A 25319-nucleotide genomic window follows, 5' to 3' on the forward strand; every position below is an offset into this window, starting at 1 on the left:
GCATGAATTCTCAGGACGACCCAGAGGCCCGGATCAGGCAGCTGGAGAACTCGGCCGGCCAGTACGGGGCGGTCGAACTCGGGGCAACTGAGTCCAGCGGAGCTGGCTACACCCCGACGGCACCGCTGCCGCCGCCGCCCGCCTACGGTGCCCCTCCTCCGACCTTCAGTGACCCTTATGCGGCGCCGCCGATGTACGGCGGCGCGCCGATGCAGGTGTCGAAGAAAGGCGCACCCATCGGGTTGATCTTCGGACTGCTGGCGGTCGTCGCCGTGCTCATCTTCGGCGTCATCGGGGTGGTCGCGTGGAACGCCATGTCGAAGGTCGAGACCGTCACGACTCGGCCCGGCGGATCGGACGTCGCCGGCGGCGGCGGTTCGGTCGACGGGCCCCCGGCGGACGCTCCCACCGACCAGCCTCCGTTCGTCATGCCGGAGCTTCCCGATCTGTCCGGGCCTACCGAGGCGCCTGCGGGTGCGCGGCTGAACGTCTCGGGCGTCGACGAGAACAAGACGATCACCTGCAACGACAACATCGTCAGCGTCAGCGGCGTCAACAACACGGTGACGATCACCGGCCACTGCTCGAGCCTGTCGGTGTCCGGCGTGGAGAACAACGTGACCATCGACAGCGCCGACACCATCGGTGCGTCGGGTTTCGACAACCAGGTCATCTACCGCTCGGGGACACCGGAAGTCGCCGCGACCGGATCCAACGTCGTCTCGCAAGGCTAGGTCGTGGCCCGGGAGGGCCGCTTACGCCGCACCGACGCGGCCGGATGAGATGGTTGGTGCATGCGGGTCGACGGGCGGAACATCACCGTTTCGGGCAGCCTCCTGCAGCCGCTGACACGGCGGACGAACGACATCCTGCGCCTTGCCCTGGCCACACTGTTTTTGACGGTGGTGATCGTCAGCTCGCTGGTGACCCGCAACGAGTGGACGGCGCTGGAGCGGTCCATCGCGGGCATCGTCGGCGTGCTGACCCCCACGCAGTCCAACCTGGTCTACCTCTTCTACGGCATCGCCATCCTCGCGCTGCCCTTCGTGATCCTGATCGGACTGATCGTCACGCGGCATTGGCGGTTGCTCGGCGCGTACGCCGCGGCCGGGATCATCGCGATCCTCGCGCTGTCGGTCACCGGTAACGGCATCACACCCCCGCGTTGGCAACTCGATCTGTCCGGGCGGCTCGACTCGGTGCTGTCGCAGTTCCTCGACGATCCGCGGTGGATCGCGATGCTGGCCGCGGTACTCACCGTATCGGGTCCGTGGCTTCCGGCGCGGTGGCGGAATTGGTGGTGGGCGCTGTTGTTGGCGTTCGTGCCAATTCATCTCGTCGTCAGCGCGGTGGTACCGGCCCGTTCGATCCTCGGCCTCGCCGTGGGCTGGCTCGTCGGCGCTCTCGTCGTTCTGATCTCGGGAACACCCGCACTCGAGGTGCCGCTCGACGACGCGGTGCGCGCGCTGACCCGGCGCGGGTTCTTGGTGTCGGAGCTCGCGGTGCTGCGCCCCGCAGGTCCAGGCCCGCTCATGATGTCGGCGACGTCGGAAAATCATGAAGGCGGTACCGCCGTCGTCGAGATGTACGGCCCGCATCAACGCAGCGGCGGTGTGCTGAACCAGTTTTGGCGCAAGGTTCGGTTGCGTGAGACTGAGACTGCGCCGCTCCAGGCGTCGATGCGCCGGGCGGTCGAACATCGCGCACTGATGGCGATTGCGGTCGGTGACCTCGGCCTGGCCAACTGCGCGCCGATCGCCGTCGCAGACCTGAATCGCGGCTGGACGCTTTACGCGCACCATCCGGCGCGCGGCGCGTCGTTGAACGCGGCCGTTCAAACAGTCCCCGTCGATCGCACGTGGGAAGCGTTGCGGATGCTGCATTCCCACCGCATCTCGCACGGCGACCTGCGCGCCACGCAACTCACGGCCGACGACGCCAATGTGCTGTTCGGCGGCTTCACCCACGCCGAGTACGGCTGCTCGGACACTCACCTGCAAGCCGATGTCGCGCAGATGTTGGTGACGACGACGAACCTGTACGGCCCCGCAGAAGCCGTGCGCGCGGCGATCGACGCGTTCGGCGAGGACGCGGTGCTGATGGCCTCGCGTCGGCTGACGAAACCCGCTGTGCCTTCCCGCGTCCGGGCGTCGGTGGCCGATTTCAAGGCGATCACGTCGGCGGCGCGCGAGGAGGTCAAGAAACAGACGGGCACCGATGAGATCCAGTCCGAAACCATCACCAGGTTCAATCGCAACCAGATCATCCAACTGGTGCTGCTGGTGGCGTTGGTCTACGTGGCGTACCCGTTCATCAGTTCGGTGCCGGTGTTCTTCTCCGAACTCCGCACCGCGAATTGGTGGTGGGCGCTTGCCGGACTGGCAATCTCGGCGACGAAGTACGTCGGCGCGGCGGCGGCGCTGTGGGCGTGCGCCAGCGGCCTGATCAGTTTCTGGAAGCTGACGCTGATGCAGGTGGCCAACACCTTCGCGGCCACCACCACCCCTGCGGGCGTCGGCGGTCTGGCGCTGAGCACACGATTCCTGCAGAAAGGCGGCCTCGGCGCCCTGCGTGCGACGACGGCGGTGGCGCTGCAACAGTCGGTGCAGGTGATGACGCACGTCGGCTTGCTGATCTTCTTCAGCGCCTTCGCCGGCGCATCCGCCGACCTGTCCCGGTTCGTGCCCTCCTCGACGGTGCTCTATCTGATCGCGGGCGCAGCGCTCGGAGTGATCGGCGTCGTGCTGCTGGTGCCGAAGGCGCGGCGGTGGTTGACAGTCGAGCTACGCCCGCGAATCAAAGAGGTGATCGAAGACTTCGTCCTGCTGGCCAAGGAACCGTGGCGGCTCGCGCTGATCGTGCTGGGCTGCGCGACAACCACTCTCGGCGCCGCGCTCGCGTTGTGGGCGAGCATCGAGGCGTTCGGCGGCGACACCAGTTTCGTCACCGTCACGATCGTGACCATGGTCGGTCAGACTCTGGCGTCGGCCGCGCCCACACCGGGCGGGGTCGGCGCGGTGGAAGCGGCGTTGATCGGCGGCCTTGCGGCGTTCGGGGTGCCCGCGGCGGTCGCGGTGCCGTCGGTGCTGCTGTATCGGATCTTGACGTGCTGGCTGCCGGTGTTCTTCGGCTGGCCGATCATGCGTTGGCTGAGCAAGAGCGGCGCCCTCTAGACGCCCTTCGCGACCGGGCGTGCGGGATCTGAACTCCATTCGGACCATGAGCCGGGGAACAGAGCGGCGTCGACGCCCGTTGCGGCGAGCGCGGCGACGGCGAGCGCGGCTGTGACGCCGGAACCGCAGTAGACGGCTGTCTCGGAGTCGGTGTGGCCGAACAGCTTTCTGAGGTCGGCATCGGGCCGCAACATGCCGTCGTCGGCAAGCACGCGGGCGCTCGGCACGTTGACGGCGCCCGGGATGTGGCCTGCCACCGGGTCGACGGGTTCGACGTCGCCGCGGAACCGCTCGGACGCGCGGGCGTCGATCAACGTGTCGGGCAGGGTGTCGGCGGTGACGGTGGGAAGTGCACCGGTGTACAGGTCCTCGTGCTGCACGGTGACATCGCCGGGTTCGGGTGTGACGGAGCCGGTTTCGAGGATGCGACCGGCGGCGGTCCACGCGGCGAGCCCGCCGTCGAGGATGCGGACCTCGGGAATGCCCGCCGCCGTCAGCACCCACCAGGCGCGGGCCGAGCCGGCGCGGTTCCAGTCGTCGTAGACGACGATCGGCACGCCTGCGCGCACACCCCAGCGCCGCGCGGCGTTCTGCAGAGCAGACCCGGACGGCAGCGGATGGCGGCCTCTGCCGGTGACGGTGTGGTCGCTGAGCTCGTGGTCGAGCGAGACGTAGACGGCGCCGGGCAGGTGGCCACCTGCGTAGGTGGCGGAGCCATCGGGTTCGGTGAGCTGCCAGCGAACGTCGAGCAACGTGATGGGCTCGTCGGCGTCGAGACGGTGCGCGAGTTCGTCGACGGTGATGAACACCTGATCGCGTGAGCTCATGTGTCAGACGGTAGACGCCGGTTTCGGCCCGATCTCCTCTTCGAGAGCTCTGATCACGAGCGCGAGTTCGTCGACGATCCAGCTCTGGCTGCGCCCGCGGTACACGTCAAGCAACGCGTTGTAGTACCAGAGGTGGTCGAATGGATCGTCGGTGTTGAACCGCTGCCAGACCTTGGGACCGTAGCGACGGAGGTCGCGCAGGATGGCGCGAGCGTTGTCGAGCTTGTCGGCCATCGACACGCGGATGGTGCTGTCGGACGCCTTGCCGAGGTGGGCGATGTAGTTCTGTTTACGCTCGCGCCACGGCGGTTTGGGGGTGATGACGGTGTCACTGCATTCCTCGACGATGCCGGCGACGTCGGCCCCGAAGCGTTCCTCGATCTCGGCGAGGGTGGTGTCGCCGCCCTGGTCCTCTGCGGCGTCGTGCAGCAGCGCGGCGATGGCCTCGGCCTCCGTGCCGTCGGCTTCGATGACGAGCCCGGCGACGGACAACAGATGGCCAATGTAGGGCACCTCGCTGGCCTTGCGGGTCTGGGTGCGGTGCAGTTCGGCGGCGTAGGTGAGGGCCTCGTGGAACTTCGGGCCGAGCCGCGGTGACGTCGTCTCGCTCATGGTCTCTGCATACCCCTCTGGCTCAGAGGCATTCACACCGGCCAGGAGAGGATGCGCGCGGCAAGGTCCGGCCCGCAGTCCTCCTGCACGAAGTGGCTGCCGTTGATGCGGTCGTGGGGTTGCCCCGCCGCACCGGGGATGTGGTCGATCAGCATGCGGTCGTACTTGCCGAGGATCGGGTCCTTCGCACCGAACACGCACAGAAAGGGCTTCTCCCATCGCCCCAGTGCGTCCCATGCCGCGCGGTTGGCCGGTGCCGCCGGATCGTCGGGCGACGTCGGCACGAGCAGGGGAAACGCCCGCGCGCCCGCTTGGAACCGCCTGTGCGGGAACGGCGCGTCGTAACCGGCGCGCACGTCGGCAGGCACGTCGGTGACGGTGCCGAAGGACACGATCCGCCCGGCCGGGAACACCGGTGTGTAGCGCGCGAACGCGCGCCACGCGCGGAACGCGAGATTCGGCTGGCCCTGCCCGGCCGGGAGACCGCCGTTGGCCACCACGATCCGGCCGACGAGGTGCGGTTGTTCCGCGGCGATGCGCAGGCCGATCAGCGAGCCCCAGTCCTGGACGAACAACGTGACGTCGGTCAGGTCGAGGTTTTCGAACCACGACACCACCCACTCGACGTGCCGCTGATAGGAGTAGTCCTCGATGCGACTCGGCTTGTCGGAGCGGCCGAAGCCGATGAGATCGGGAGCCAGCACACGCCGACCCCCTTCGGCGAGAGGCGGAATCATGGTGCGGTACAGGTAACTCCACGTAGGTTCGCCGTGAAGGAGAACGACGGGCGTCCCGTCGCGTGGTCCTTCGTCGACGTAGTGCATCCGCAACGGCCGGGTATTGCACGCGGCCACGTCGGCGTAATTGGGCGCGAACGGATAGCCGGCCAAGTTCTCGAACCGGTCGTCGGGGGTACGCAAGACATCCATGGGTCAGCTCGGCTCCTCGGCGTCGCTACGGGGATCGATCAGAATTTTGGCGTGGGCCTCGGGATCGCCGAGAGCGTCGAACGCGGCCTCGACGCCGTTGAGACCGACGGTGCCGGTGATCAGCGCAGTGGCGTCGATCTTCCCCTCGGCGAGCATGTAGAGGGTGTCGCGGAACTCGAGTGGTGTGTATCCCAGCACGATCCGCAGTTCGATCTCTTTGTTGATCGCCATCGACGGGCGGATCTTGTCAGCGCCCATGCAGACGCCGACGACGACAACCCGCGCGAACGCCGGCGCGCTGCCGATGATGCTCTCGATCATGCCGGGCACGCCGACACACTCGAAGATGACGGGATGCTTGGGCGTCGTCGCGCCTGCCTTGTCGGCGGCCCGCCAGACATGCCACCACGGAAGTCGCAATTTATGTAGCTTCTCGATCGTTGAAAGTGCGAGATCGCCTGCGTCGGTGAAGGTTTTGAGAAACCCGTGGTCACCGTCGAGGGGTGAGTCTTTCGCCGGATCGACGACGATGTCGGCGCCGCACCTCGTGGCAAGCGCGCGTCGGCCTGCTGAGAAGTCACTGGCGATGACCGTGCGCACCCCCTTGGCCTTGAGGCCGAGGATGACGGCGAGTCCGATGGGACCGCAGCCGATGACGATGGCGACCTGGCCTTTGCTGACCTCGCCGCGCTGGACGGCGTGCCAGCCGACGGCCATGGGTTCGGTGAGTGCGGCGATGTCGGGCGCCAGACCGTTGGGAACGGGAAACGAGAGGGTCTGCTCGACGATCAGTTGTTCGGCGTAGGCGCCCGGCGCCTTGGCGGTGAGGCCGATGCCGTGAACCTCTTTGCCGCGCCGCAGCAGGGGCATGGTGACGACGGTGCTGCCGGGCTTGGGCGTCTTGCGGGTGCGGGGGCCGTGGTCGACGACGGTGCCGCAGAACTCGTGGCCGAAGACGATCTGCTGGTCTGAGCGCATCATGGCGTCGTAGCCGGCCTCGGCCATCACGTCGGCGAGCTCGTCCATGTGGTGACGGGCGTGCAGGTCGGACCCGCAGATGCCGCAGCGAAGGACCTCGACGAGAAGCTGGCCCCTGTCCGGCGTCGGGGTGGGTTGGTCGACGACCTCGAGCTGGGCGTTGGTGCAGGTGACGGCTCTCATGCGCCCGAGCCTAGGGAAGGCTCGAAAGGCATATGTCGAAATGCCCACCTCTGAACCCCTATCGTGGCGATCGATGGCGCTTCATCTCCACCGTGCCGAGCGCACCGATCTCCTTGCCGACGGACTCGGCGCCCTTCTGTCCGATCCCCCGCCCGACCCGTTCGCCGAGGAACTCGTCATCGTCCCGGCCAAAGGTGTCGAGCGCTGGCTCAGTCAGCGATTGAGCCACATCCTCGGCCGCGGCACCGGCCAGGACGGCGTCTGCGCCGGCATCACGTTCCGCAACCCGCACTCGCTGATCGCTCACATCATCGGGCTGACCACCGGCGCCGACCGCGACGACCCCTGGTCACCCGACGCTATGGTCTGGCCGCTACTGGAGGTGATCGACCAGAGTTGCGAGGAGGGGTGGTGCAAGACGCTGGCCACGCACCTCGGCCACTTCGAAGACCGCGAGGACGAGCGAGAGTTGCGACAGGGCCGTCGCTACGCCGTCGCACGCCGCCTCGCCGGCCTCTTCGCTTCTTACGCGCGCCAGCGACCCCAGCTGCTGATCGATTGGGAGAACGACAGCGACGGCGGCATCGAGCAGGACCTGCTGTGGCAGCCGCCGCTGTGGCGCGCGCTCATCGGCCGCATCGACGCCGACACGCCGCACATCCGTCACGCTAAAACGCTTGTCACACTTGAAGAGTCGCCTATCGATCTACCCGAGCGCCTGTCCCTGTTCGGTCACACCCGCCTGCCGTCGACCGATATCGAACTGCTCGAGGCCTTGTCGACCCATCACGACCTCCACCTCTGGCTGCCGCACCCCAGCGACGACCTCTGGACTCGGCTCGCCGACGACCACGGGCCTGTCCCTCGCCGCGACGACGACTCCCATCAGAGTGTCGACCATCCGCTGCTGGCCACCCTCGGCCGCGACCTGCGCGAACTTCAGCGCAGCCTGCCTGTCAATCCCCGGAGCGACGACTACCTCCCCGGCGGGCAGCGCCCCGACACACTGCTGGGCTGGCTGCAGTCCGACATCGCCGCCAACGCGGTCCGGTCAAAAGACCGCCGGTACAACGTCACTGACCGTTCGGTCCAGGTGCACAGCTGCCACGGCCCGGCCCGCCAGATCGACGTCTTGCGTGAAGTTCTGCTCGGACTGCTCGCCGACGACACGACCCTCGAGCCCCGCGACGTCCTCGTCATGTGCCCGGACATCGAGACCTACGCCCCGCTGATCGTCGCCGGTTTCGGGCTCGGCGACGTCGTGCACGGTGCCCATCCGGCGCATCAACTGCGGGTCAAGCTGGCCGACCGCGCACTGACGCAAACGAACCCGCTACTCGGCGTCGCATCGCAGCTGCTCGCCCTGGCCGGTGGACGCGCGACCGCCAGCGAAGTGCTCAACCTCGCTGAGGCCGCCCCGGTGCGCGCCCGGTTCACCTTCAGCGACGACGATCTCGACGCGATCGCCGACTGGGTGCGCGAAGCCAACATCCGGTGGGGCTTCGACCGCGACCACCGGCTTCCCTACGGCGTCGACTTCGTCCAGAACACATGGGAGTTCGGCATCGACCGGGTACTCGCCGGTGTGGCGATGTCCGACGACTCACACGCCTGGCTCGGCAACACCCTGCCGCTCGACGACGTGAGCAGCAACCGCATCGAGCTGGCTGGGCGTCTCGCCGAGTACGTCGGCCGCCTGCACACGACCGTCGAATCACTCTCGGGTGCCAGGCCGCTCGACGCATGGCTGACCGCGCTGACCGACGGCGTCACGGCGTTGACTGCGGTGTCCGACGACGACCAGTGGCAGTCCAGCCAGGTCGAGCGGGAGTTCAGTGACGTGCGAGCCAAAGCCGGACCGCGCGCCGACACCCTGATGCGGCTGCCGGACGTTCGCGCGCTGCTGGAGCGCCACCTGGCCGGACGGCCGACGCGGGCGAACTTCCGCACGGGAACGCTGACGGTGTGCACCATGGTGCCGATGCGTTCGGTGCCGCACCGCGTGGTGTGCCTGGTCGGCTTGGACGACGGCGTTTTCCCGCGTCTCGGTGTGGTCGACGGCGACGACGTGCTCGCCCGCGAACCGATGACCGGCGAACGCGACATCCGTTCCGAGGACCGGCAATTGCTGCTCGACGCCATCGGCGCGGCAACCGAGAAGCTCGTCATCACCTATACCGGCGCCAACGAGTACTCCGGTCAGCGCAAGCCGCCTGCGGTTCCGCTCGTCGAACTGCTCGACACCCTCGACGTCACGACGCCGGAGAAGGTCCGCCAGCAGGTCCTCGTCGAACACCCGTTGCAGCCCTTCGATGTTCGCAATGTGACACCCGGCGCGCTCGGCATGCCCGACGGTCAGTCGTTCACGTTCGACCCGACGGCGCTGACGGCGGCCGTGGTCGCCACGGGGCATCGCGAGGAGCGACCGCCCTTCATCAACGAACCACTGCCCGCACCGCCGCCGCACGACGTTGCACTCGACGACCTGATCGGCTTCTTCAAAGATCCGGTCAAGGGCTTCTTCCGCGCGCTGGACTACACGTTGCCGTGGGAGGTGGACGCTGTCGAGGATGCGATGCCCGTCGAGATCGACGCCCTGCAGGAGTGGAAGATCGGCGACCGGATGCTCGACGACATGCTGCGCGGGATGGCGCCCGAGGCCGCGAAGCAGGCGGAATGGCGTCGCGGTTCGCTGCCGCCGGGCAAGCTCGGCTGGCGCAAGGCCAAGGAGATCTGCGGGCGGGCCGAGACCCTCGCGCTCGCGGCCAAGCGCCACCGCACCCAAGACCCGCACTCCTATGACGTCGACATCGACGTGGGGTCGGGGCGACGCGTCACGGGTACTGTGCCGCGCGTCTACGACGACCGGGTGGTCGCGGTGACCTACTCGAAGCTCGACGGTCGACACCTGCTCGAATCATGGATTCGGCTGGTGGCGTTGACCGCTCAGTATTCGGGCCGCGAATGGTCGGCGGTCTGCATCGGAAGGGCCAAACAGACAGAGAGGCCGAAGGAGCGGCTCCTGGGCACTCCGGCGTCGGCAGTCGAGGTGCTACGAGACCTCGTCGGAATGTACGACGCCGGGCGTCGCGAGCCGATTCCGTTGCCGGTCAAGACGTCCTACGCCTGGGCCGAAACCGAGTTCAACCGCGGCGCCCCCATGCGCGAGGCCGGCTGGCGGTGGCGCACAGGCCGGTACCCGGGTGAGGATGCCGAGCCCGCGCACGTGCGGGTGTGGGGTCCAGGGTTCCCTCTCGCAGACCTGGTCGCCGCCGGCCTTGCGGATTACGCCTCGCGGCTGTGGCTGCCCATGCTCTCAGCCGAGCGGGATCCCGACTGATGGACATGGCACCGTTCGATCTGCTCGGCCCGCTGCCTGCGCCGCGGTCCACGACCGTGCTGGAGGCCAGTGCGGGCACGGGTAAGACGTTCGCGCTCGCGGGACTTGTGACCCGCTATGTCGCCGAGGGTGTGGCGACGCTCGACCAGATGCTGCTGATCACTTTCGGCCGGGCCGCCAGCCAGGAGTTACGCGAGCGGGTCCGCAGTCAGATCCTCGAAGCGCTCCTGGCGTTCGACGTCCCGACCGTCGCCGACAACGAACTCGTCAAACACCTCGTGAACGGCACGCCTGACCAGTTGCGTGAGCGCAAACGCAGACTGCGCGACGCGTTGGCCGGATTCGACGCCGCGACCATCGCCACCACCCATCAGTTCTGCCAGCTGGTCCTGAAGTCCCTTGGTGTGGCGGGCGATACGGATGCGGGGGTGGAGCTCGTCGAAAGCCTCGACGACGTCGTCAGCGATATCGTCGACGACATCTATCTCGCGCACTTCGGTCAGCAGAACGACGATCCGCTGCTGACCCGCGAGCAGGCGCTCGACCTTGCCCGCGAAGTCGTCGCCAACGCCCATACCGAACTGCGGCCGGTGGATCCGGCGCCCGGCTTCGAGCCCGCCGTTCGCGTCGAGTTCGCGAAGGCCGTCTGCGACGAGTTGGAAAAGCGCAAGCGCAGGCTCGCCATCCTGCACTACGACGATCTGCTGTCGCGCCTGGCCGACGCTCTGGAGGCTCCCGATTCGCCTGCCCGCGCCCGCATGCAGCGCCGCTGGTCCATCGTGATGGTCGATGAATTCCAGGACACCGACCCGGTGCAGTGGGAGGTGATCGACCGGGCCTTCAGCGGGCAGTCGACGGTGATCCTCATCGGCGACCCCAAGCAGGCGATCTACGCGTTCCGTGGCGGCGACATCGTCACTTATCTCCATGCCGCCGAATCCGCAGGCGAGCGCATGACTTTGGGCACGAATTGGCGCAGCGACGCGCCGCTGGTGGACAGTCTGCAAGCCGTGATGCGCAACGCACAGTTGGGCGACGCCAGGATCGTCGTACGCGAGGTGGAAGCCAATCACACAGAGCATCGGCTGAAGGGCGCGCCGCACAACGACCCATTCCGGTTGCGTGTCGTCTCCCGGGAGACCGTGAACACCAGGGCCGACCGCGTCATCAAGATGGACGCGTTGCGCGACCACATCAGTGCGGACCTGGCGGCCGACATCGCCGGACTGCTCGCCGGCGGCGCCACCTTCTGCGACCGACCCCTGAAACCGGGCGATATCGCGGTGATCGTCGAGACGCACAAGGACGGACGGGTCTGCTTCGAGGCGCTGGCCGCGGCGGGCATCCCGGCCGTGTACACCGGCGACTCCGATGTGTTCAGCTCTCCCGCGGCCGACGACTGGCTGTGCCTGCTCGAAGCCTTCGACCAGCCGCACCGCTCGGGTCTGGTGCGCGCCGCGGCGACGACGATGTTCTTCGGTGAGACGGCGGAAACGCTTGCTGCGCAGGGTGATACGTTGACCGACCGCATCGCCGACACGCTGCGGGAGTGGGCGGATCATGCGCGGGAGCGCGGGGTCGCGGCGGTGTTCGAGGCCGCGCAGCTGACCGGCATGGGCCGACGGGTGCTGTCCTGGCTCGACGGCCAGCGCCACATGACCGACCTCGCGCACCTGACGCAGGTACTGCACGACACCGCCCACCACGAACACTTCAGCCTGCCTGCGCTGCGCGACTGGCTGCGTACCCAACGCCAGGAGCGCAGTGGCGCGACGGAACGCAACCGGCGGCTCGACAGCGACGCCGCCGCGGTGCAGATCATGACGGTGTGGGTCAGCAAGGGCCTGCAGTATCCGGTGGTGTACCTGCCGTTCGCGTTCAACCGCAACATCCAGACGCGTGACGTCGTGTTGTTCCACGAGTCCTCACCGGCCGGCGACACCCGCTGCCTGCATATCGGCGGCGAGCTCAGCCCCGACTACAGCCAGGTCCAGCAATTGGGCCGGCGCGAGGCGGCCAGCGACGACGTCCGGCTCACCTATGTCGCGCTGACTCGCGCCCAATCACAGGTGGTCGCATGGTGGGCGCCGTCGTGGGACGAGCCCAACGGCGGCCTGTCGCGCCTGCTACGCGGCCGCCGACCCGGTGATCCGGTGGTGCCCGACAGATGCGATCCGCCGAAGATCGACGACGCCGACGCGATGGCGGCGCTGCGGGCGTGGGAGCACATCGGAGGTCCCGCACTCGAGGAGTCGATCATCGCGCCGCCGGCGAACGTCGAACTCGAGCCGGTGCCTTCGGGTCTCGATGTACGCCACTTCCACCGCCGCATCGACGCGTCATGGCGCCGGACGTCGTACTCGGGTCTGCTCCGCGCGGCCGAATCGGCGGGCGTGTCGAGCGAACCGGAAATCATCGAACTCGACGACGAAGTCGGTGAGGTGCCGGTGCTCGGTCCGGTCGATGTCGATGTCGATGTCGATGTCGATGTCGATGCTGACGTGCCATCCCCGATGGCCGACCTACCCAAGGGCGCGAAATTCGGCACGTTGGTACACGCAGTGCTCGAGGACGCCGATCCGTTCGCCGCCGATCTCGCTGCCGAATTGGAGTCGCACATCAGGGAGCACTCGGTGTGGTGGCCCGTCGACGCGGAACCCGGCGCCCTGGCCACGGCGATGGTGCCCATGCATGACACCTCGCTGGGACCGCTCGCGTCCGGCGTCACGCTGCGACAAATCGGACTGCGAGACCGGTTGCGGGAGATGGAGTTCGAATTTCCCCTCGCGGGTGGCGACCTGCGGAATGCGGCGCCGACGATCTCGTTGGCCGACGTCGGTCGGCTCCTGTCAGAGCACCTGCCCGCCGACGATCCGATGGCCTCCTACGCCGGGCGCTTGACGGGCGGGGCGCTGGGCGTTCAATCGCTGAAGGGTTATCTGACGGGGTCGGTGGACGCGGTGCTGCGCGTCGACGGCCGATATCTGGTCGTCGACTACAAGACGAACTGGCTAGGTGAACCCGACCGGCCGCTGACCGCAGCCGACTACGGGCAGGCGCGCCTCGCCGAGGCGATGCTGCACTCGGACTATCCGCTGCAGGCGCTGCTGTATGGCGTTGTGCTGCACCGGTTCCTGCGGTGGCGCCAGCCGGGCTACTCGCCAGAGGAGCATCTCGGCGGTGTCCTGTACCTGTTCGTCCGGGGCATGTGCGGTGCACAGACTCCGGTCGTCGACGGGCATCCGGCCGGAGTGTTCAGTTGGAAGCCGCCCGCCCCGCTGATCGTGGCAGTGTCGGATCTGCTCGATGTGGGAGCGGCCGCATGACGGCCCTGGAAGCGTTCGCGGAGCTGTTCGAGCCGGCGGACACCCACGTCGCACGGCGATTGACGACGCTGGCCAAAGACGACGACGAAACCGTCGCCCTGGCAGTGGCGATCGCGGTACGGGCCCTGCGCGGCGGCTCGGTGTGTGTGGACCTGCGGTCGATCGCCGAGCAACTCGAGATGCCGGAACTGCCGTGGCCGTCGCCCGACGACTGGCGCAAGGCGGTCGAGGCGAGCCCCCTCGTCACGGACAAGCCGGTGCTGCGATTGCTCGGCGACCTGCTCTATCTCGACCGGTATTGGCTCGAGGAGCAGCAGGTCTGCGACGACGTCCTGACGCTGCTGGGCTCCGCGCTGCCGGGTGAGGTGCCGAGCCTTTCGCGGCTGTTCCCGGAGGGCTGGCAGGAGCAGCGCGAAGCCGCGGAAGTCGCACTGACCCAATCGCTTACGGTCCTGACGGGCGGGCCGGGGACGGGTAAGACGACTACGGTGGCGCGGCTGCTGGCGCTGTTGGCCGAGCAGGCGTCGCTGGCGGGCAAGGCGCCGCTGCGCATTGCGCTGGCCGCGCCGACCGGCAAGGCGGCGGCGAGGCTGCTCGAAGCGGTGCAGCTGGAGGTCGGGAAGCTCGACGCGGTCGACCGGGACCGCTTGCCAGAGCTCACCGCCTCGACGCTGCATCGGTTGTTGCGGTCGCGGCCGGACAATTCGTCGCGGTTCCGCCACCACCGCGAGAACCGGCTGCCGCACGACGTGATCGTCGTGGACGAGACGTCGATGGTGTCGCTGACGATGATGGCCCGACTGCTCGAGGCCGTACGGCCCGACGCCCGGCTGATCCTGGTGGGCGATCCGGATCAGCTCGCTTCGGTGGAAGCAGGCGCCGTGCTGGCGGATCTGGTCGACGGGCTCGGCGGGCGGAGCGATGTCCGAATCGCCGCGCTCAAGACGTCGCACCGGTTCGGCGAGTCGATCGGTGAGCTGGCGGCCGCGATCCGCGACAGCGACGCGGACCAGGTCATCGCATCGCTGCGCTCCGGCGACGAGCATGTGGAGTGGATCGATTCCGACAACCCAACTGAGACGTTGCGCAAAGTACTGGTGCCGCACGCGTTGCGGCTACGCGAGGCGGCGATTCTCGGGGATGCCGCTGCGGCGTTGGCGACGCTCGACGAGCACCGGCTGCTGTGCGCACATCGGCGCGGACCGTACGGGGTGCAGTTCTGGAACCGTCAGGTCGAGCGGTGGTTGACCGACGCGACGGGAGAACCGCTGTGGGCGCAGTGGTACGCGGGCAGGCCAGTGCTGGTGTCGGCGAACGACTACGGCCTCGGCCTCTATAACGGCGACACCGGCGTGACGGTGGTGCGAGGCGACGGGCTGCGCGCGGTCGTGGCGGCCGGTGCCCAGCCCGTCGAATTCGCGACGAGCAGGCTGGCCGACGTCGAGACGATGCACGCGATGACGATCCACAAGTCGCAAGGCAGTCAGGCCGATGAGGTGACGGTCCTCATGCCGCCGGCGGACTCGCGGCTGCTGACGCGCGAGCTGTTCTACACCGCGGCGACGCGGGCGAAGCGCAAGATCCGCGTGATCGGTCCGGAGGCGTCGGTGCGGGCGGCGGTGCAACGACGTGCGGTCAGGGCGTCCGGCCTGGCAAAGCGGCTCGGGTCGAGCACTCCGTTGGAGTAGTCGACTACGCATTCGCCGCGGGTCCCCCCGCAATAGCGTCTCGAACGTGGACCCCACAAGCGCACCTACAGACAAATTACTGAGTCCCGCAAGGGAAACGCCGGAAGACAAGGGCCGGCAACCCGAGGATGGGCTGGCCCTGTGCCTCTCGGGGGGTGGTTACCGCGCGATGATCTTCCACGTCGGAGTTCTCTGGCGGCTCAACGAAATCGGACTACTGCCTGACCTGAAACGTATCTCGGCCGTGTCCGGCGGGTCCATCACGGCGGGAGTGCTCGCCATGAACTGGAGTCGGCTCGATTGGTCCCCCAGTCGGGTGGCGGTCAATTTCGACGAGGCCTTCGTCGAGCCGGTTCGCCGGATGGGCAGAACAGCCGTCGACGTTCGTGCCGTTCTCACCGGGATTCTGCCCTTCGGTGACTCCGTCTCGGACCGGGTCGCCGCGGCCTATCGCGAGCACCTTTTCGGCGACACAAGCCTGCAAGCGCTCCCCGAGACACCGCAGTTCATCTTCAACTCCACCAATCTGGAGTCCGGCGTGCTGTTGAGATTCAGCAAGAAGTACCTCGGCGATTACCGGGTCGGTCGGGTGATGAACCCCGACATACCATTGGCGGTCGCCGTTGCCGCATCGTCAGCGTTCCCGCCGGTCCTTTCGCCGTGCACACTCAATCTCAAGGGTCAGGCCTGGGTCGACGACGCCGGCAACGACCTCACCACGCCGGGCTTCCGCGACGAGATACAGGTGACCGACGGCGGAGTGTACGACAACCTGGGTCTGGAGACCGCGTGGAAACGGTACGCGTCGATCATCGTCAGCGACGCCGGCGGTCAACTGGCCGACGATGACGACCCTGACACCGATCCCCTGCGCCAGACCGCGCGGGTACTCAACCTGATCGACAACCAGGTCCGCTCACTGCGCAAACGGCAAGTCGTCGAGTCATTCAAATCCGGCCAGCGATCCGGCGTGTATATCGGTATCCGCAGCCGTGTCGAGAAGTATCCCGGGGCCGTGCTGACTGCCGATCCGGCACGCACCGACGAACTGGCGGGATTGAAGACGCGACTGGCGCCGTTGTCCGACGCCCAGCAGGACCGCCTGATCAATTGGGGCTACGTGATCTGCGATGCCGGGCTGCGGTCTCACATGCCCCACTCGGTGAAGCAACCCGCGAAAACCGCACTGCCTTACGCGAATCAGCCGTTGACATGACGTCGACCAACAGCACCGACGGTCACGAGATGACGGAGCGCATCCCGCAGGATCTGATCGAATACATCCTGCTGGGCAGCGGCGACAGCAGACGTCACATGCAGGACTCGCCGATTCTCGGAGACGTGTGGATCGCCTACGCCGGGAATCCGCAGTTGCCGGTCGACCTCCTTATCACCTCACATAAGGACGCCACGGCCAACGACCTGGCCGCGGAAATCTTCGACCAGTTGGGCGGCATTCGACAATTCGGAATCGACAACGATCCGAGAATCGCGCCGCTGCAGAATTATGTCGTTGCCCGCCTCTACTTCAACGAGGTGCTGCGGGTCCTGATACCGATGACGAAGTGGTGGCTCGATCCCAGGACTCGAACTGAACGCGACGAATACCTGAACCCTCAAGCCGCCAAACGCAAGAGCGGAATCAGCAAGATCGAACAAACTGTCGCCGATGTCCGCGCGCTCCTCGAGGCCTGGACAACGGATTCCATCACCCGCACGATCCGCAACCGCCGGACCGCTTTCGAGCGCTTCGTCGCGTTGTGCGCCCTCGTATTCATGGCCGGGAGTCCGCCCGTTCAGCCACAGCGTACGGCGACGACCCAGGCGACCTGGACGCGAGTGCAGACACGAACCAAGGCGACCATGGCCGACACGAGTGACGCGGAGATCAAAGATCTCGTGCTCGGATTGCTCGGCGCCATGGAGCCAGCCACCGAACCGAGAGTGTGGCAGATCGCGCGGAACCGTCCAGCGTCCGCGGCGATCAAGAAGTCGGTGCCGGCGGTGAAAGCGGATGCCGCGCGACGGCTGTTCGACATCGACTGCAGCAACATCGTGTGGGCAATCGTCGATTCCGGCATCGACACCGACCACGTGGCCTTCGAGCAGAGGAAGATCGCCAAGACATACGACTTCACCTTCTACCGAGATGTCACCGACCTCGGGAACGTCGACGACGATCTACGCAAGGACAATCTCGCGGCGATCAAGTTGGCACGCGGCAATACGCTGCCGCCGCATGCGGATTCCAAGTTGAGGAAGATCGCCCAGGCCGCCGTCGATCGTCAACCGATGCGCACCGACCTGATCAGAGAGTTTCTCGACCTCGGCGACGAACCGCCCGATCCCACCAGCGAGCACGGCACCCATGTCGCAGGCATAATAGCCGCCGTCGATGACTCGGTCCCCGTGAAAGTCACCGGCATGTGTCCGGGCATCGGCCTGTACGACCTGCGCATCCTCGGATCCGACAGGGAGGACACCGAATTCGCGGTGATCGCCGCGCTTCAGTTCATCCGCCGCGCGAACGAGTCGGCGGGCGACATGAAGATCAACGGTGTCAACATGAGCCTGTCGATCGAGCATGATGTACGCAACTACGCGTGCGGCGCGACCCCGGTATGCCTTGAGGCTGAACGGCTGGTCGACAGCGGCGTCGTCGTCGTCGCGGCGGCCGGGAACTTCGGCTACCAGAACATCCTCGTCAACGATCAGCCGTTCAACAACTATCTGGCGTTCAGCATCACCGATCCAGGCAATGCCGACCGGGTGATCACCGTCGGATCCACCCACCACTATGCACCGTTCACCTACGGCATCAGCTACTTCTCCAGCCGCGGTCCCACTGGCGACGGCCGGCTCAAACCCGACCTCGTTGCACCTGGCGAGCGGATCTATGCCCCTGTGCTGGACGATGATTGGGACTACCTCGACGGCACGAGCATGGCAGCACCGCACGTGAGCGGCGCGGCCGCGCTTCTCATGGCGCGCTATCCCGAACTCATCGGCAAGCCGGACAAGATCAAGAAGATCTTGTGCGAAACGGCGTCCGATCTGGGCCGAGAGCGCAATTTTCAAGGACACGGACTGCTCGACGTTCTTCGAGCACTGCAGAGCCAGTAGGGGGATGCACATGGCGAACAAGATTTTTAGTCTCGAGGTGTTGCCTGCGAAGGAGGGTGACTGCCTTGTCCTTCGCTACGGGTCGAAGTCGAAGCAGAAGATCGCGGTGATCGACGGCGGTCCAAAGGGGGTGTACAAGGCACACCTTGAGGATCGATTGGTCCAGTTACGCACCGAACTCGGTGTATCCGAACAGGATCCGATGGAATTAGATTGGATCATGGTCAGCCACGTCGACAGCGACCACACCGCCGGTCTGATCGACTTGACAGAAGACATCAAATCGCGACGCCCCAATCGGTTTGTCAAGCCCGCAAGGTTGTGGCACAACACATTCGATGATCTGATCGGCAACGACGCACGCGAACTGGAGAAGGTAGTCACCAAGTCGCTCGGAACCGCGTCTCTCACCGGCGACATCTCCTTCGACTCGGCGTCCGAGGGCGTAGCGGTCGATGCGCTCATGGTGCTCGCCAACGTCGGCAAGGGCATCACCCTGCGCGACAACGCCGAAACGCTCGGGGCGCTGCTCAACGACGGCAAGGGCGGCCTAGTCGTCGCCCGTGCCGACGGTAAGGCGTTCGAGGTCGGAGATGGGCTGTCCTTCACCGTGATTGGACCGATGCTGGACGAAGTAGAGAACCTGCAGAGAAAGCACAACGAGTTCCTGGAGTCGCAGAAGAGGATGGCCAGTCCGCTGGAGGCGCTCGCAGGATTCCTAGATCCGTCCGTCACCAACCTCTCCAGCCTGGTACTCGTCGCCGAACTCGGCGGTAAGACGATTCTGTTCACGGGCGACGCTCGAGGCGACAAGATCCTCGAGGGCATGCAACTCGTCGGTCTGGGCGATCGGCTGCATGTCGACGTTCTGAAAGGACTGCATCACGGCAGTGACAACAACGTCACGCAGGAGTTCTTTGAGCGCGTCACCGCCGACCACTACGTGTTCTCCGGCAACGGCAAGCACGGAAACCCGGAACGGGAGACCCTCGATCTTCTGCGCACAGCGCGGTGGCCTGACGAGAACTACAAGATCTACTTCACCTATGAGGTCGACGACATCGACAGGCTGCGCAAAGACGACTGGAATGACAAGCGAAGGATGAAGGAAGCGAAGGGCAAGCCGCCCGGCCCAGCGTGGTCGGTCGCTAAGCACAGCCTTGCGGCGTTCTTCGATGAACATCCCGACATGGCCCAACGGCTCGTCCCGTTGCAGGCCGACTTGCCCCGGCATCGCATCGATCTCCTCGAGAGTCCGGCCGACTAGTCGAGAAAGTCTGCCGGCCCCTGGGCGAGGTCCCGGCTGGCAAAGCGTCTCCAGGAACCATCGCGAAACTTTAAGAATCAGCGGCCGACACGGTACGGTTTGACCTGGGTTGGCATACCAGCCTCACGGAAACGTCACGGCGGCGAGCAGCAACTCCCCGCTGACGGGGCCTGAATCCCGACGTCAGCCGGTTATCTACGGTTGCGTTATGGGGGGCCATTTGCCAGGGGATTCAGCGTCGTTGGTAACGATCCGCGCTCATATCGGTGTGCTATTGCATCGACGCGCGGGTCGGTGGGTACAGTCTCCGAGACTGACAAGCAACTCTCGTCGCTCCGGACGGGGCGACGTACCAACTGGAACGACCACGAAGGGGTCACCTTCTTCTGAAGTCATCGTCCGCCCCGCTTCGAGCCCGGCGACAGTCGAACTCCAGCGGCTTCCGCAATTCCCGGTGCGCGCACACATTCGCGCCGGGTCACCCTTGAAAACAACGCACGCCGTCATTGCGCCAAAGCCAAGAGGATTGTAGTGAGCCGATTCACCGAGACCATGTTCCGCAACGCCCAGTGGAGTTTGAAGGGCATGAACACGGGCGAGCCGCACGCCCCCGTCCGCCATACCTGGGCCGAGGTGCACGAGCGCGCGCGCCGGGTGGCCGGCGGATTGGCCGCGGCGGGTATCGGCCACGGTGACGCCGTCGCCGTGTTGGCCGGCGCCCCGGTCGAGATCGCGCCCACGGCACAAGGCATCTGGATGCGCGGGGCCAGCGTGACGATGTTGCATCAACCCACGCCGCGCACCGACCTGATGCGGTGGGCCGACGAGACCACCGCCGTCATCAACATGATCGCGGCGAAAGCCGTGGTGATCTCGGATCCGTTCATGGCCGCCGCGCCGGTGCTCGAAGGGCTCGGCATGACGGTGCTGACCATCGAGTCGCTCCTCGCGCACGACGGAATCGGACCGGTGGAGACCACCGACGACGACGTGGCGTTGATGCAGCTGACCTCGGGTTCCACCGGATCGCCGAAGGCCGTCCAGATTACGCACGCCAACGTCGTCGCCAACGCCGAGGCGATGATCGTCGGCTGCAACTTCGACATCGACACCGACGTGATCGTCAGCTGGTTGCCGTGCTTCCACGACATGGGCATGACCGGCTATCTCACGGTGCCGATGTACTTCGGCGCGGAGCTGGTGAAGGTCACGCCGATGGACTTCCTGCGCGACACGTTGCTGTGGGCCAGGCTGATCGACAAGTACAAGGGCACCATGACGGCCGCGCCGAACTTCGCCTACAACTTGTTCGCCAAGCGCCTGCGCAGGCAGGCCACCCCCGGGGAGTTCGACTTGTCCTCGCTGCGGTGGGCACTGTCCGGCGCCGAGCAGGTTGACCCGGCCGACGTCGAGGACCTGTGCGAAGCCGGGGCGCCGTTCGGGCTGAGGCCCGAGGCGATCATCCCGGCGTACGGGATGGCCGAGACCACGGTGGCCGTGTCGTTCTCGGAATGTGGCGGGGGCATGGTCGTCGACGAAGTCGACGCCGACCTGCTGGCCGTCCTGCACCGCGCGGTGCCGGCGACCAAGGGCCACACCCGGCGGCTCGTCTCCCTCGGCAAGCCGCTGCAGGGCCTGGAGGTGCGCGTCGTCGACGAGGACGGGGCCGAACTGCCGCCGCGCGGAGTCGGCGTCATCGAGGTCAGGGGTGAACCGGTGACCAGGGGTTACACCACCGTCGCCGGGTTCATCGGCGCGCAGGACGAGCGGGGCTGGTACGACACCGGCGACCTCGGCTATCTGACCGAGAGCGGCGAGGTCGTGGTCTGCGGGCGGCTCAAGGACGTCATCATCATGGCCGGGCGCAACATTTACCCGACCGACATCGAACGCGCCGCCAGCCGCGTCGACGGCGTGCGGCCTGGGTGCGCCGTCGCGGTGCGACTCGACGCGGGACTGTCGCGGGAGTCGTTCGCCGTCGCGGTGGAGTGCAAGGACTTCGCAGACCACGAGCAGGTCCGCCGCGTCGAGCGGCAGGTCGCGCATGAGGTGTTCGCCGAGGTCGACGTGCGACCCCGCAACGTGGTGGTGCTCGAGCCGGGAATGATCCCCAAGACGCCGTCCGGGAAATTGCGGCGCGCGCACGCTCTGTCCCTGGTGGACTGATCCCCCGTTTTCTCCGGCCCACTCGCGGGTAAATTCAGGACACGATGGCCGACTTCGACGCCCAACCCGGCCGCAATGCGCCGCTTGATTCCGAGCTCTCGAGCGCCCAGCTGGAAGCCGACGAGGTTGATCTTTATGCCGGGCTGCGAGGGGTGGCCGGGCTGGTGGCCGATGCCCGCGGCCTGATCGCGGTGCTCGGCGAGGTCGCCGAGTTCGCGCGGCGGGCTATCCCGGGTGTCGAGGGCGCAGGCGTCACGCTGGTGGACTCGCTAGAGGACTCATCGTCGGTCGAGACGTGGGCGGTCACGGCGGAGTTCGTCGAGCGCATCGACAAGGCCCAGTACGTGGACGTCCACGAAGGGCCGTGCGTCACATGTATGCAGTCGCGGCGACCCACCGTCAGCGGATCGCTGGGCAGCGACAGCCGGTGGCCGCACTTCGGGGGGCGAGTGGCACGCATGGGTGTGCATTCCGCGCTGGCGTTGCCACTAATAGTGGGCGACCAGGTGATCGGCGCCGTCAACGCCTATGCGCACCACCGCGACGCGTTCGGCGAGCACGCTGTGGAGTTGGGTGGGCAATTCGCCGGGCCCGCCGCCGCGTCGGTGTACAACGCGCAGCTGCTGGCCCGCGCTCAGGAGCGCACGACTCAGCTGCAGCGGGCATTGGGCAGCCGGGCGATGATCGACCAGGCGATCGGGATCATCCGCAGTCGGTCGGGCGCCAGCGCAGAGGAGGCCTTCGACCGGCTGACGCGGCTCAGCCAGTCCGAGAACATCAAGCTTGCCGTGGTTGCCGAGCGGCTGGTGAACGAATCGGTGCGCCGCGCGCGGGCGCGGCAGGGCGTCTAACGCTGCGGGCCCGAAGCGTACGCGGCGATCGACGCGAGCAGCACGGGCCGGGAGTGCCGGTCGGTCATGAGCCGCCGGGCCACGTCGCTGAGGTGTTCGCCGCTGGTGCGGGCGTAGTTCCTCAGGAGCCCGAATGCCTCCGCGACGGAGATCCCGAGGCTCTCGCGCAGGAAGCCCTTGGCCTGCTCGACGAGTATCCGGTTGGAAAGCGCGGAGCGCAGTTGCGGTAAAACAGTCGTCGGGTCCGGGGCTTGTTCCTGCAGTATCGCGACCGACGCGATGTGCGCGAGGGTCTGCGCGACGAGGCGATCGGCCTCGTTGAGTTCGCCCACGCGGGTGCCGAACAGGCCGAGCGCGCCGAGGACGATGCCGGCCGCGCGCATCGGGACGGCGTGCACGGAGGCGAATCCCGCGTCCAGCGCGGCGGGGACGAAGCGCGGCCATCTGTCGGTCTCGGTCGCAATGTCGGCGACGGAGATCGGTTGGCCGGTGGCGTAGCAGTCGACGCAGGGCCCGTCGTCGGCCTGCAGTTGGAAGAGTTCCAACTCCTCGGTGCCCTCGGAGGTGGCGGCCAGCAGGCGCAGCTGGTCGAACGGGTCAGCGAGCAGCAGCCCGGCAGTCGCCACGTCGAGCAGTTGCGCGCAGCGCTCGGTGAGTTCGGTCAGCAGGTCGACGACGTCGAAGTCCTCGAGCAGGCTGTCGACGAGTGAGACGACCGCGTCCAGCACACGGGTTTCACGAGGGATGTCGCTCATCTCGTTCTCCGTTCCGGAGGTGATGGGAGGTGCATCAGTCGGCCTCCAGCCTCAATCGACGCTCGAGGATGTCGCGGGCGACGTCAGTGGCGCTGCGGCCGGTGGCGTAGGCGTGCGCGCGTAGGCGTACGAGGGCTTCCGCAGGCTCGATCCCGAGTTGGGCGACGAGCATGCCGGTCGCCTGGCTGACCTCGGTGCGAGACAGCGCGTGCAGTTCGGTCCATGCGTTGCTGGCGGGGTCGTTGGCCGCGGCTTGGAGGTCACCGTCCATCAGGTCGAGAACCGAGAGTTCGGCGAGTTCGGCGGCGGCGACGGCGCCGGCGAGATGCTTCCCTTCGAGAACGCCGGGTCGGGCGCGGAAGAAGTCGAGGGCGCCTACGTACTCGCCTGCCACGAGCACGGGCATCGCGAAGACTGCTCGGATCTGGTGCGACAGCATCGCTGGCCCATAAATCGGCCACCGACGGTCACTGGGATCGGCCAGGTCGGCGACGAGGACAGGTGCCCGACGGGCCACGGACATGAGGCAGGGCCCCTCACCAAGGGTGAACTGGAGTTCGTCGTAGACGCGCGCGGGCGCGCTGCTCGATCCCAGTGTTCCGGTGTTCGCGCCGTCGAAGATCAGCGAGATGGCGGCTGCGTCGATGTCGAACAGCCCGACGCAGGCTTCACACAGCCGGTCGGCGGCCTCTACTCCACGTCGGCCATCGACCGCCGAGAGGAGCTGCTGGTGGATCGCCACATTCAGCCGAATAGCAGTTGCGCTGGGGCGGTGCCCGGCGGTCTTGGCGGTGAGATCATGAGTACAGCCTCCTCGTGCAAGCAGGTTCGAGGAGGGGCGAACCACTCATCCCAATCTGTTCCCGATATCTACGACGCTACACCTTGGGATTCGCCAGATGCAGCGACGGGAGCGAACTTTCGTTCCGAAGCGGTTTCCGGCGCATCGTCGCTCGTCGCTGTCAGGAATCGGTCTGGAAGAGCGAGCTTGAAGATCGTTCTCAGCGTCAAACCATATTGACGTACAAGCGAACCCGTGGTGTAGGGCAGATCGTACTTGTCGCATATCGCCCGCACCCGCACCGCGATCTCGGCGTAGCGGTTACTCGGCAGGACGGGGAACAGGTGGTGCTCGATCTGGTAGCACAGGTTGCCGCTCGAAAATGCCAGCAACGGACCGGCTTTGAAATTCGCGGCCCCCAGCATCTGGCGTAGGTACCACTCGCCTCGGGTTTCCTTCTCGAGGACGTCTGCGGTGAACTTCTCCGCGCCGTCAGGAAAGTGCCCGCAGAAGATCACCACATACGTCCACAGGTTGCGCAACAGGTTGGCCACCGCGTTGGCCCCGAGCGTTCTTCGCCAGCGCCTCCCGCTCAGCGCCGGAAAGAGCACGTAGTCCTTGGCGGCTTGACGGGCGATCTTCTTGATCAGCGCCATCCTCTCCCTGTGTTGCCTTTCGGCATCACCGGCGGAGCGGTCGCGCTCGGCGTGTACACCATGTAGACCGATGCCCAACTCGAAAATACTGGCTAACAGAAGGTTTCGAAGCGGTTGCACGAGGTGTTCAGGTCGCCACGGCACATCGCGGGTCACCCGTATCACGCCGAAGCCGAGGTCGTCGTCCACGCCGACCACGTTGCTGAACACATGGTGGCGATAGTTGTGCGAATACCGCCACTGCGACGAGACGGCGGCCATGTCCCACTCCCACGTGGTCGAGTGGATTTCCGGGTCGTTCATCCAGTCCCACTGACCGTGACTCACGTTGTGGCCGATCTCCATGTTCTCGACACACTTCGCAAATGCCAGCGACGCCGTACCCAGTAGCCACCCCGCCCGGGACCGGCTGACGCCGAGGAGCAGCCGCGCGACGAGTTCGAGCGACCTCTGGAACGCGATCGTGCGCCGAATATAGGCGGCGTCCCTCTCGCCGAGCGAGTCCTCGATGTCGCGGCGTACGTCGTCCAGTTCGGTACCCAGCGCCTCGATGTCCGCACGGCTCAGATGCGTATACGCCGCGATGTCAGCGATTGCCAAGAGAATTCCCGTTGTTCAGTTCCGAATTGCGACGGTGGGCTCTGTTGCGAACCCGGGTAATTGC

At 66.6% G+C, this 25319-nt stretch carries 17 protein-coding genes; 10 read left to right on the forward strand and 7 right to left on the reverse strand.

What is annotated here, in order from left to right; genetic code table 11:
• The first annotated feature begins 2 nt into the window (after positions 1–2).
• Positions 3–734 carry a DUF3060 domain-containing protein gene (locus N4S67_RS07660; protein WP_260992356.1) on the forward strand — a complete coding sequence of 244 codons (732 nt, stop codon included), beginning with the start codon at positions 3–5 and terminating at the stop codon, positions 732–734.
• A gap of 60 nt (positions 735–794) precedes the next feature.
• Positions 795–3173 (forward strand): lysylphosphatidylglycerol synthase transmembrane domain-containing protein, encoded by a 2379-nt coding sequence (locus tag N4S67_RS07665; RefSeq protein WP_260992357.1) that lies wholly within the window; start codon positions 795–797, stop codon positions 3171–3173.
• On the opposite strand, the gene N4S67_RS07670 is transcribed toward N4S67_RS07665, so the two are convergent.
• The 4 genes from N4S67_RS07670 to N4S67_RS07685 are packed head-to-tail and all read right to left on the reverse strand — an operon-like array spanning position 3170 to position 6702.
• The gene (locus N4S67_RS07670) at positions 3170–4000 is read right to left on the reverse strand and encodes a sulfurtransferase (RefSeq protein WP_260992358.1); all 831 of its coding nucleotides are present in this window, start codon (positions 3998–4000) and stop codon (positions 3170–3172) included. The genes N4S67_RS07665 and N4S67_RS07670 overlap by 4 nt on opposite strands.
• Before the next feature lie 3 nt (positions 4001–4003).
• Positions 4004–4612 carry an HD domain-containing protein gene (locus tag N4S67_RS07675; protein WP_260992359.1) on the reverse strand — a complete coding sequence of 203 codons (609 nt, stop codon included), beginning with the start codon at positions 4610–4612 and terminating at the stop codon, positions 4004–4006.
• Between the two features lie 32 nt (positions 4613–4644).
• Positions 4645–5541 (reverse strand): haloalkane dehalogenase, encoded by an 897-nt coding sequence (locus N4S67_RS07680; protein WP_260992360.1) that lies wholly within the window; start codon positions 5539–5541, stop codon positions 4645–4647.
• 3 nt (positions 5542–5544) lie between these two features.
• Positions 5545–6702 carry a zinc-binding dehydrogenase gene (locus tag N4S67_RS07685; RefSeq protein ID WP_260992361.1) on the reverse strand — a complete coding sequence of 386 codons (1158 nt, stop codon included), beginning with the start codon at positions 6700–6702 and terminating at the stop codon, positions 5545–5547.
• A 73-nt stretch (positions 6703–6775) separates the two neighbouring features.
• Between N4S67_RS07685 and recC the strand changes: the two genes are divergently transcribed.
• The 8 genes from recC to N4S67_RS07725 all read left to right on the forward strand — a co-directional run bounded on the left by recC (position 6776) and on the right by N4S67_RS07725 (position 22463).
• Positions 6776–10042 carry an exodeoxyribonuclease V subunit gamma gene (gene recC / locus N4S67_RS07690; protein ID WP_260992362.1) on the forward strand — a complete coding sequence of 1089 codons (3267 nt, stop codon included), beginning with the start codon at positions 6776–6778 and terminating at the stop codon, positions 10040–10042.
• A 5-nt stretch (positions 10043–10047) separates the two neighbouring features.
• The gene (recB, locus tag N4S67_RS07695) at positions 10048–13368 is read left to right on the forward strand and encodes an exodeoxyribonuclease V subunit beta (RefSeq protein WP_260992363.1); all 3321 of its coding nucleotides are present in this window, start codon (positions 10048–10050) and stop codon (positions 13366–13368) included.
• Positions 13365–15056 carry an exodeoxyribonuclease V subunit alpha gene (gene recD / locus N4S67_RS07700; RefSeq protein ID WP_260992364.1) on the forward strand — a complete coding sequence of 564 codons (1692 nt, stop codon included), beginning with the start codon at positions 13365–13367 and terminating at the stop codon, positions 15054–15056. Before recB ends, recD begins: the two co-directional genes overlap by 4 nt.
• A gap of 46 nt (positions 15057–15102) precedes the next feature.
• Entirely contained in the window at positions 15103–16272 is a 1170-nt protein-coding gene (locus N4S67_RS07705; protein WP_260992365.1) for a patatin-like phospholipase family protein, read from the forward strand.
• On the forward strand, positions 16269–18179 hold the full coding sequence (locus N4S67_RS07710; protein WP_260992366.1) for a S8 family peptidase: 1911 nt from the start codon (positions 16269–16271) through the stop codon (positions 18177–18179). The genes N4S67_RS07705 and N4S67_RS07710 overlap by 4 nt, the downstream gene beginning before the upstream one ends.
• A 10-nt stretch (positions 18180–18189) precedes the next feature.
• Positions 18190–19446 (forward strand): ComEC/Rec2 family competence protein, encoded by a 1257-nt coding sequence (locus N4S67_RS07715; RefSeq protein WP_260992367.1) that lies wholly within the window; start codon positions 18190–18192, stop codon positions 19444–19446.
• 531 nt (positions 19447–19977) lie between these two features.
• Positions 19978–21612 (forward strand): fatty acyl-AMP ligase, encoded by a 1635-nt coding sequence (locus N4S67_RS07720; protein WP_260992368.1) that lies wholly within the window; start codon positions 19978–19980, stop codon positions 21610–21612.
• 44 nt (positions 21613–21656) lie between these two features.
• Complete coding sequence (locus tag N4S67_RS07725; RefSeq protein WP_260992369.1) at positions 21657–22463, forward strand: GAF and ANTAR domain-containing protein; 807 nt, start codon at positions 21657–21659, stop codon at positions 22461–22463.
• Here the strand turns inward: N4S67_RS07725 and N4S67_RS07730 are convergent.
• The 3 genes from N4S67_RS07730 to N4S67_RS07740 all read right to left on the reverse strand — a co-directional run bounded on the left by N4S67_RS07730 (position 22460) and on the right by N4S67_RS07740 (position 25255).
• Positions 22460–23218, reverse strand: a complete 759-nt coding sequence (locus N4S67_RS07730; RefSeq protein ID WP_260992370.1) for a GAF and ANTAR domain-containing protein — start codon at positions 23216–23218, stop codon at positions 22460–22462. The genes N4S67_RS07725 and N4S67_RS07730 overlap by 4 nt on opposite strands.
• A gap of 34 nt (positions 23219–23252) precedes the next feature.
• Complete coding sequence (locus tag N4S67_RS07735; protein WP_260992371.1) at positions 23253–23960, reverse strand: GAF and ANTAR domain-containing protein; 708 nt, start codon at positions 23958–23960, stop codon at positions 23253–23255.
• A gap of 128 nt (positions 23961–24088) precedes the next feature.
• Entirely contained in the window at positions 24089–25255 is a 1167-nt protein-coding gene (locus N4S67_RS07740; RefSeq protein ID WP_260992372.1) for a fatty acid desaturase family protein, read from the reverse strand.
• Positions 25256–25319: the final 64 nt, after the last annotated feature.

The sequence above is a fragment of the Mycobacterium deserti genome (genome assembly GCF_025345615.1).
In the GTDB taxonomy this organism is placed as follows: domain Bacteria; phylum Actinomycetota; class Actinomycetes; order Mycobacteriales; family Mycobacteriaceae; genus Mycobacterium; species Mycobacterium deserti.

What these genes read in the sequence shown, in the direction of transcription:
- N4S67_RS07660 (WP_260992356.1), top strand. Translation starts at nt 3, where the DNA reads ATGAATTCTCAGGACGACCCAGAGGCCCGGATCAGGCAGCTGGAGAAC.
- N4S67_RS07665 (WP_260992357.1), top strand. Translation starts at nt 795, where the DNA reads ATGCGGGTCGACGGGCGGAACATCACCGTTTCGGGCAGCCTCCTGCAG.
- N4S67_RS07670 (WP_260992358.1), bottom strand. Translation starts at nt 4,000, where the DNA reads ATGAGCTCACGCGATCAGGTGTTCATCACCGTCGACGAACTCGCGCAC.
- N4S67_RS07675 (WP_260992359.1), bottom strand. Translation starts at nt 4,612, where the DNA reads ATGAGCGAGACGACGTCACCGCGGCTCGGCCCGAAGTTCCACGAGGCC.
- N4S67_RS07680 (WP_260992360.1), bottom strand. Translation starts at nt 5,541, where the DNA reads ATGGATGTCTTGCGTACCCCCGACGACCGGTTCGAGAACTTGGCCGGC.
- N4S67_RS07685 (WP_260992361.1), bottom strand. Translation starts at nt 6,702, where the DNA reads ATGAGAGCCGTCACCTGCACCAACGCCCAGCTCGAGGTCGTCGACCAA.
- recC (WP_260992362.1), top strand. Translation starts at nt 6,776, where the DNA reads ATGGCGCTTCATCTCCACCGTGCCGAGCGCACCGATCTCCTTGCCGAC.
- recB (WP_260992363.1), top strand. Translation starts at nt 10,048, where the DNA reads ATGGCACCGTTCGATCTGCTCGGCCCGCTGCCTGCGCCGCGGTCCACG.
- recD (WP_260992364.1), top strand. Translation starts at nt 13,365, where the DNA reads ATGACGGCCCTGGAAGCGTTCGCGGAGCTGTTCGAGCCGGCGGACACC.
- N4S67_RS07710 (WP_260992366.1), top strand. Translation starts at nt 16,269, where the DNA reads ATGACGTCGACCAACAGCACCGACGGTCACGAGATGACGGAGCGCATC.
- N4S67_RS07715 (WP_260992367.1), top strand. Translation starts at nt 18,190, where the DNA reads ATGGCGAACAAGATTTTTAGTCTCGAGGTGTTGCCTGCGAAGGAGGGT.
- N4S67_RS07725 (WP_260992369.1), top strand. Translation starts at nt 21,657, where the DNA reads ATGGCCGACTTCGACGCCCAACCCGGCCGCAATGCGCCGCTTGATTCC.
- N4S67_RS07730 (WP_260992370.1), bottom strand. Translation starts at nt 23,218, where the DNA reads ATGAGCGACATCCCTCGTGAAACCCGTGTGCTGGACGCGGTCGTCTCA.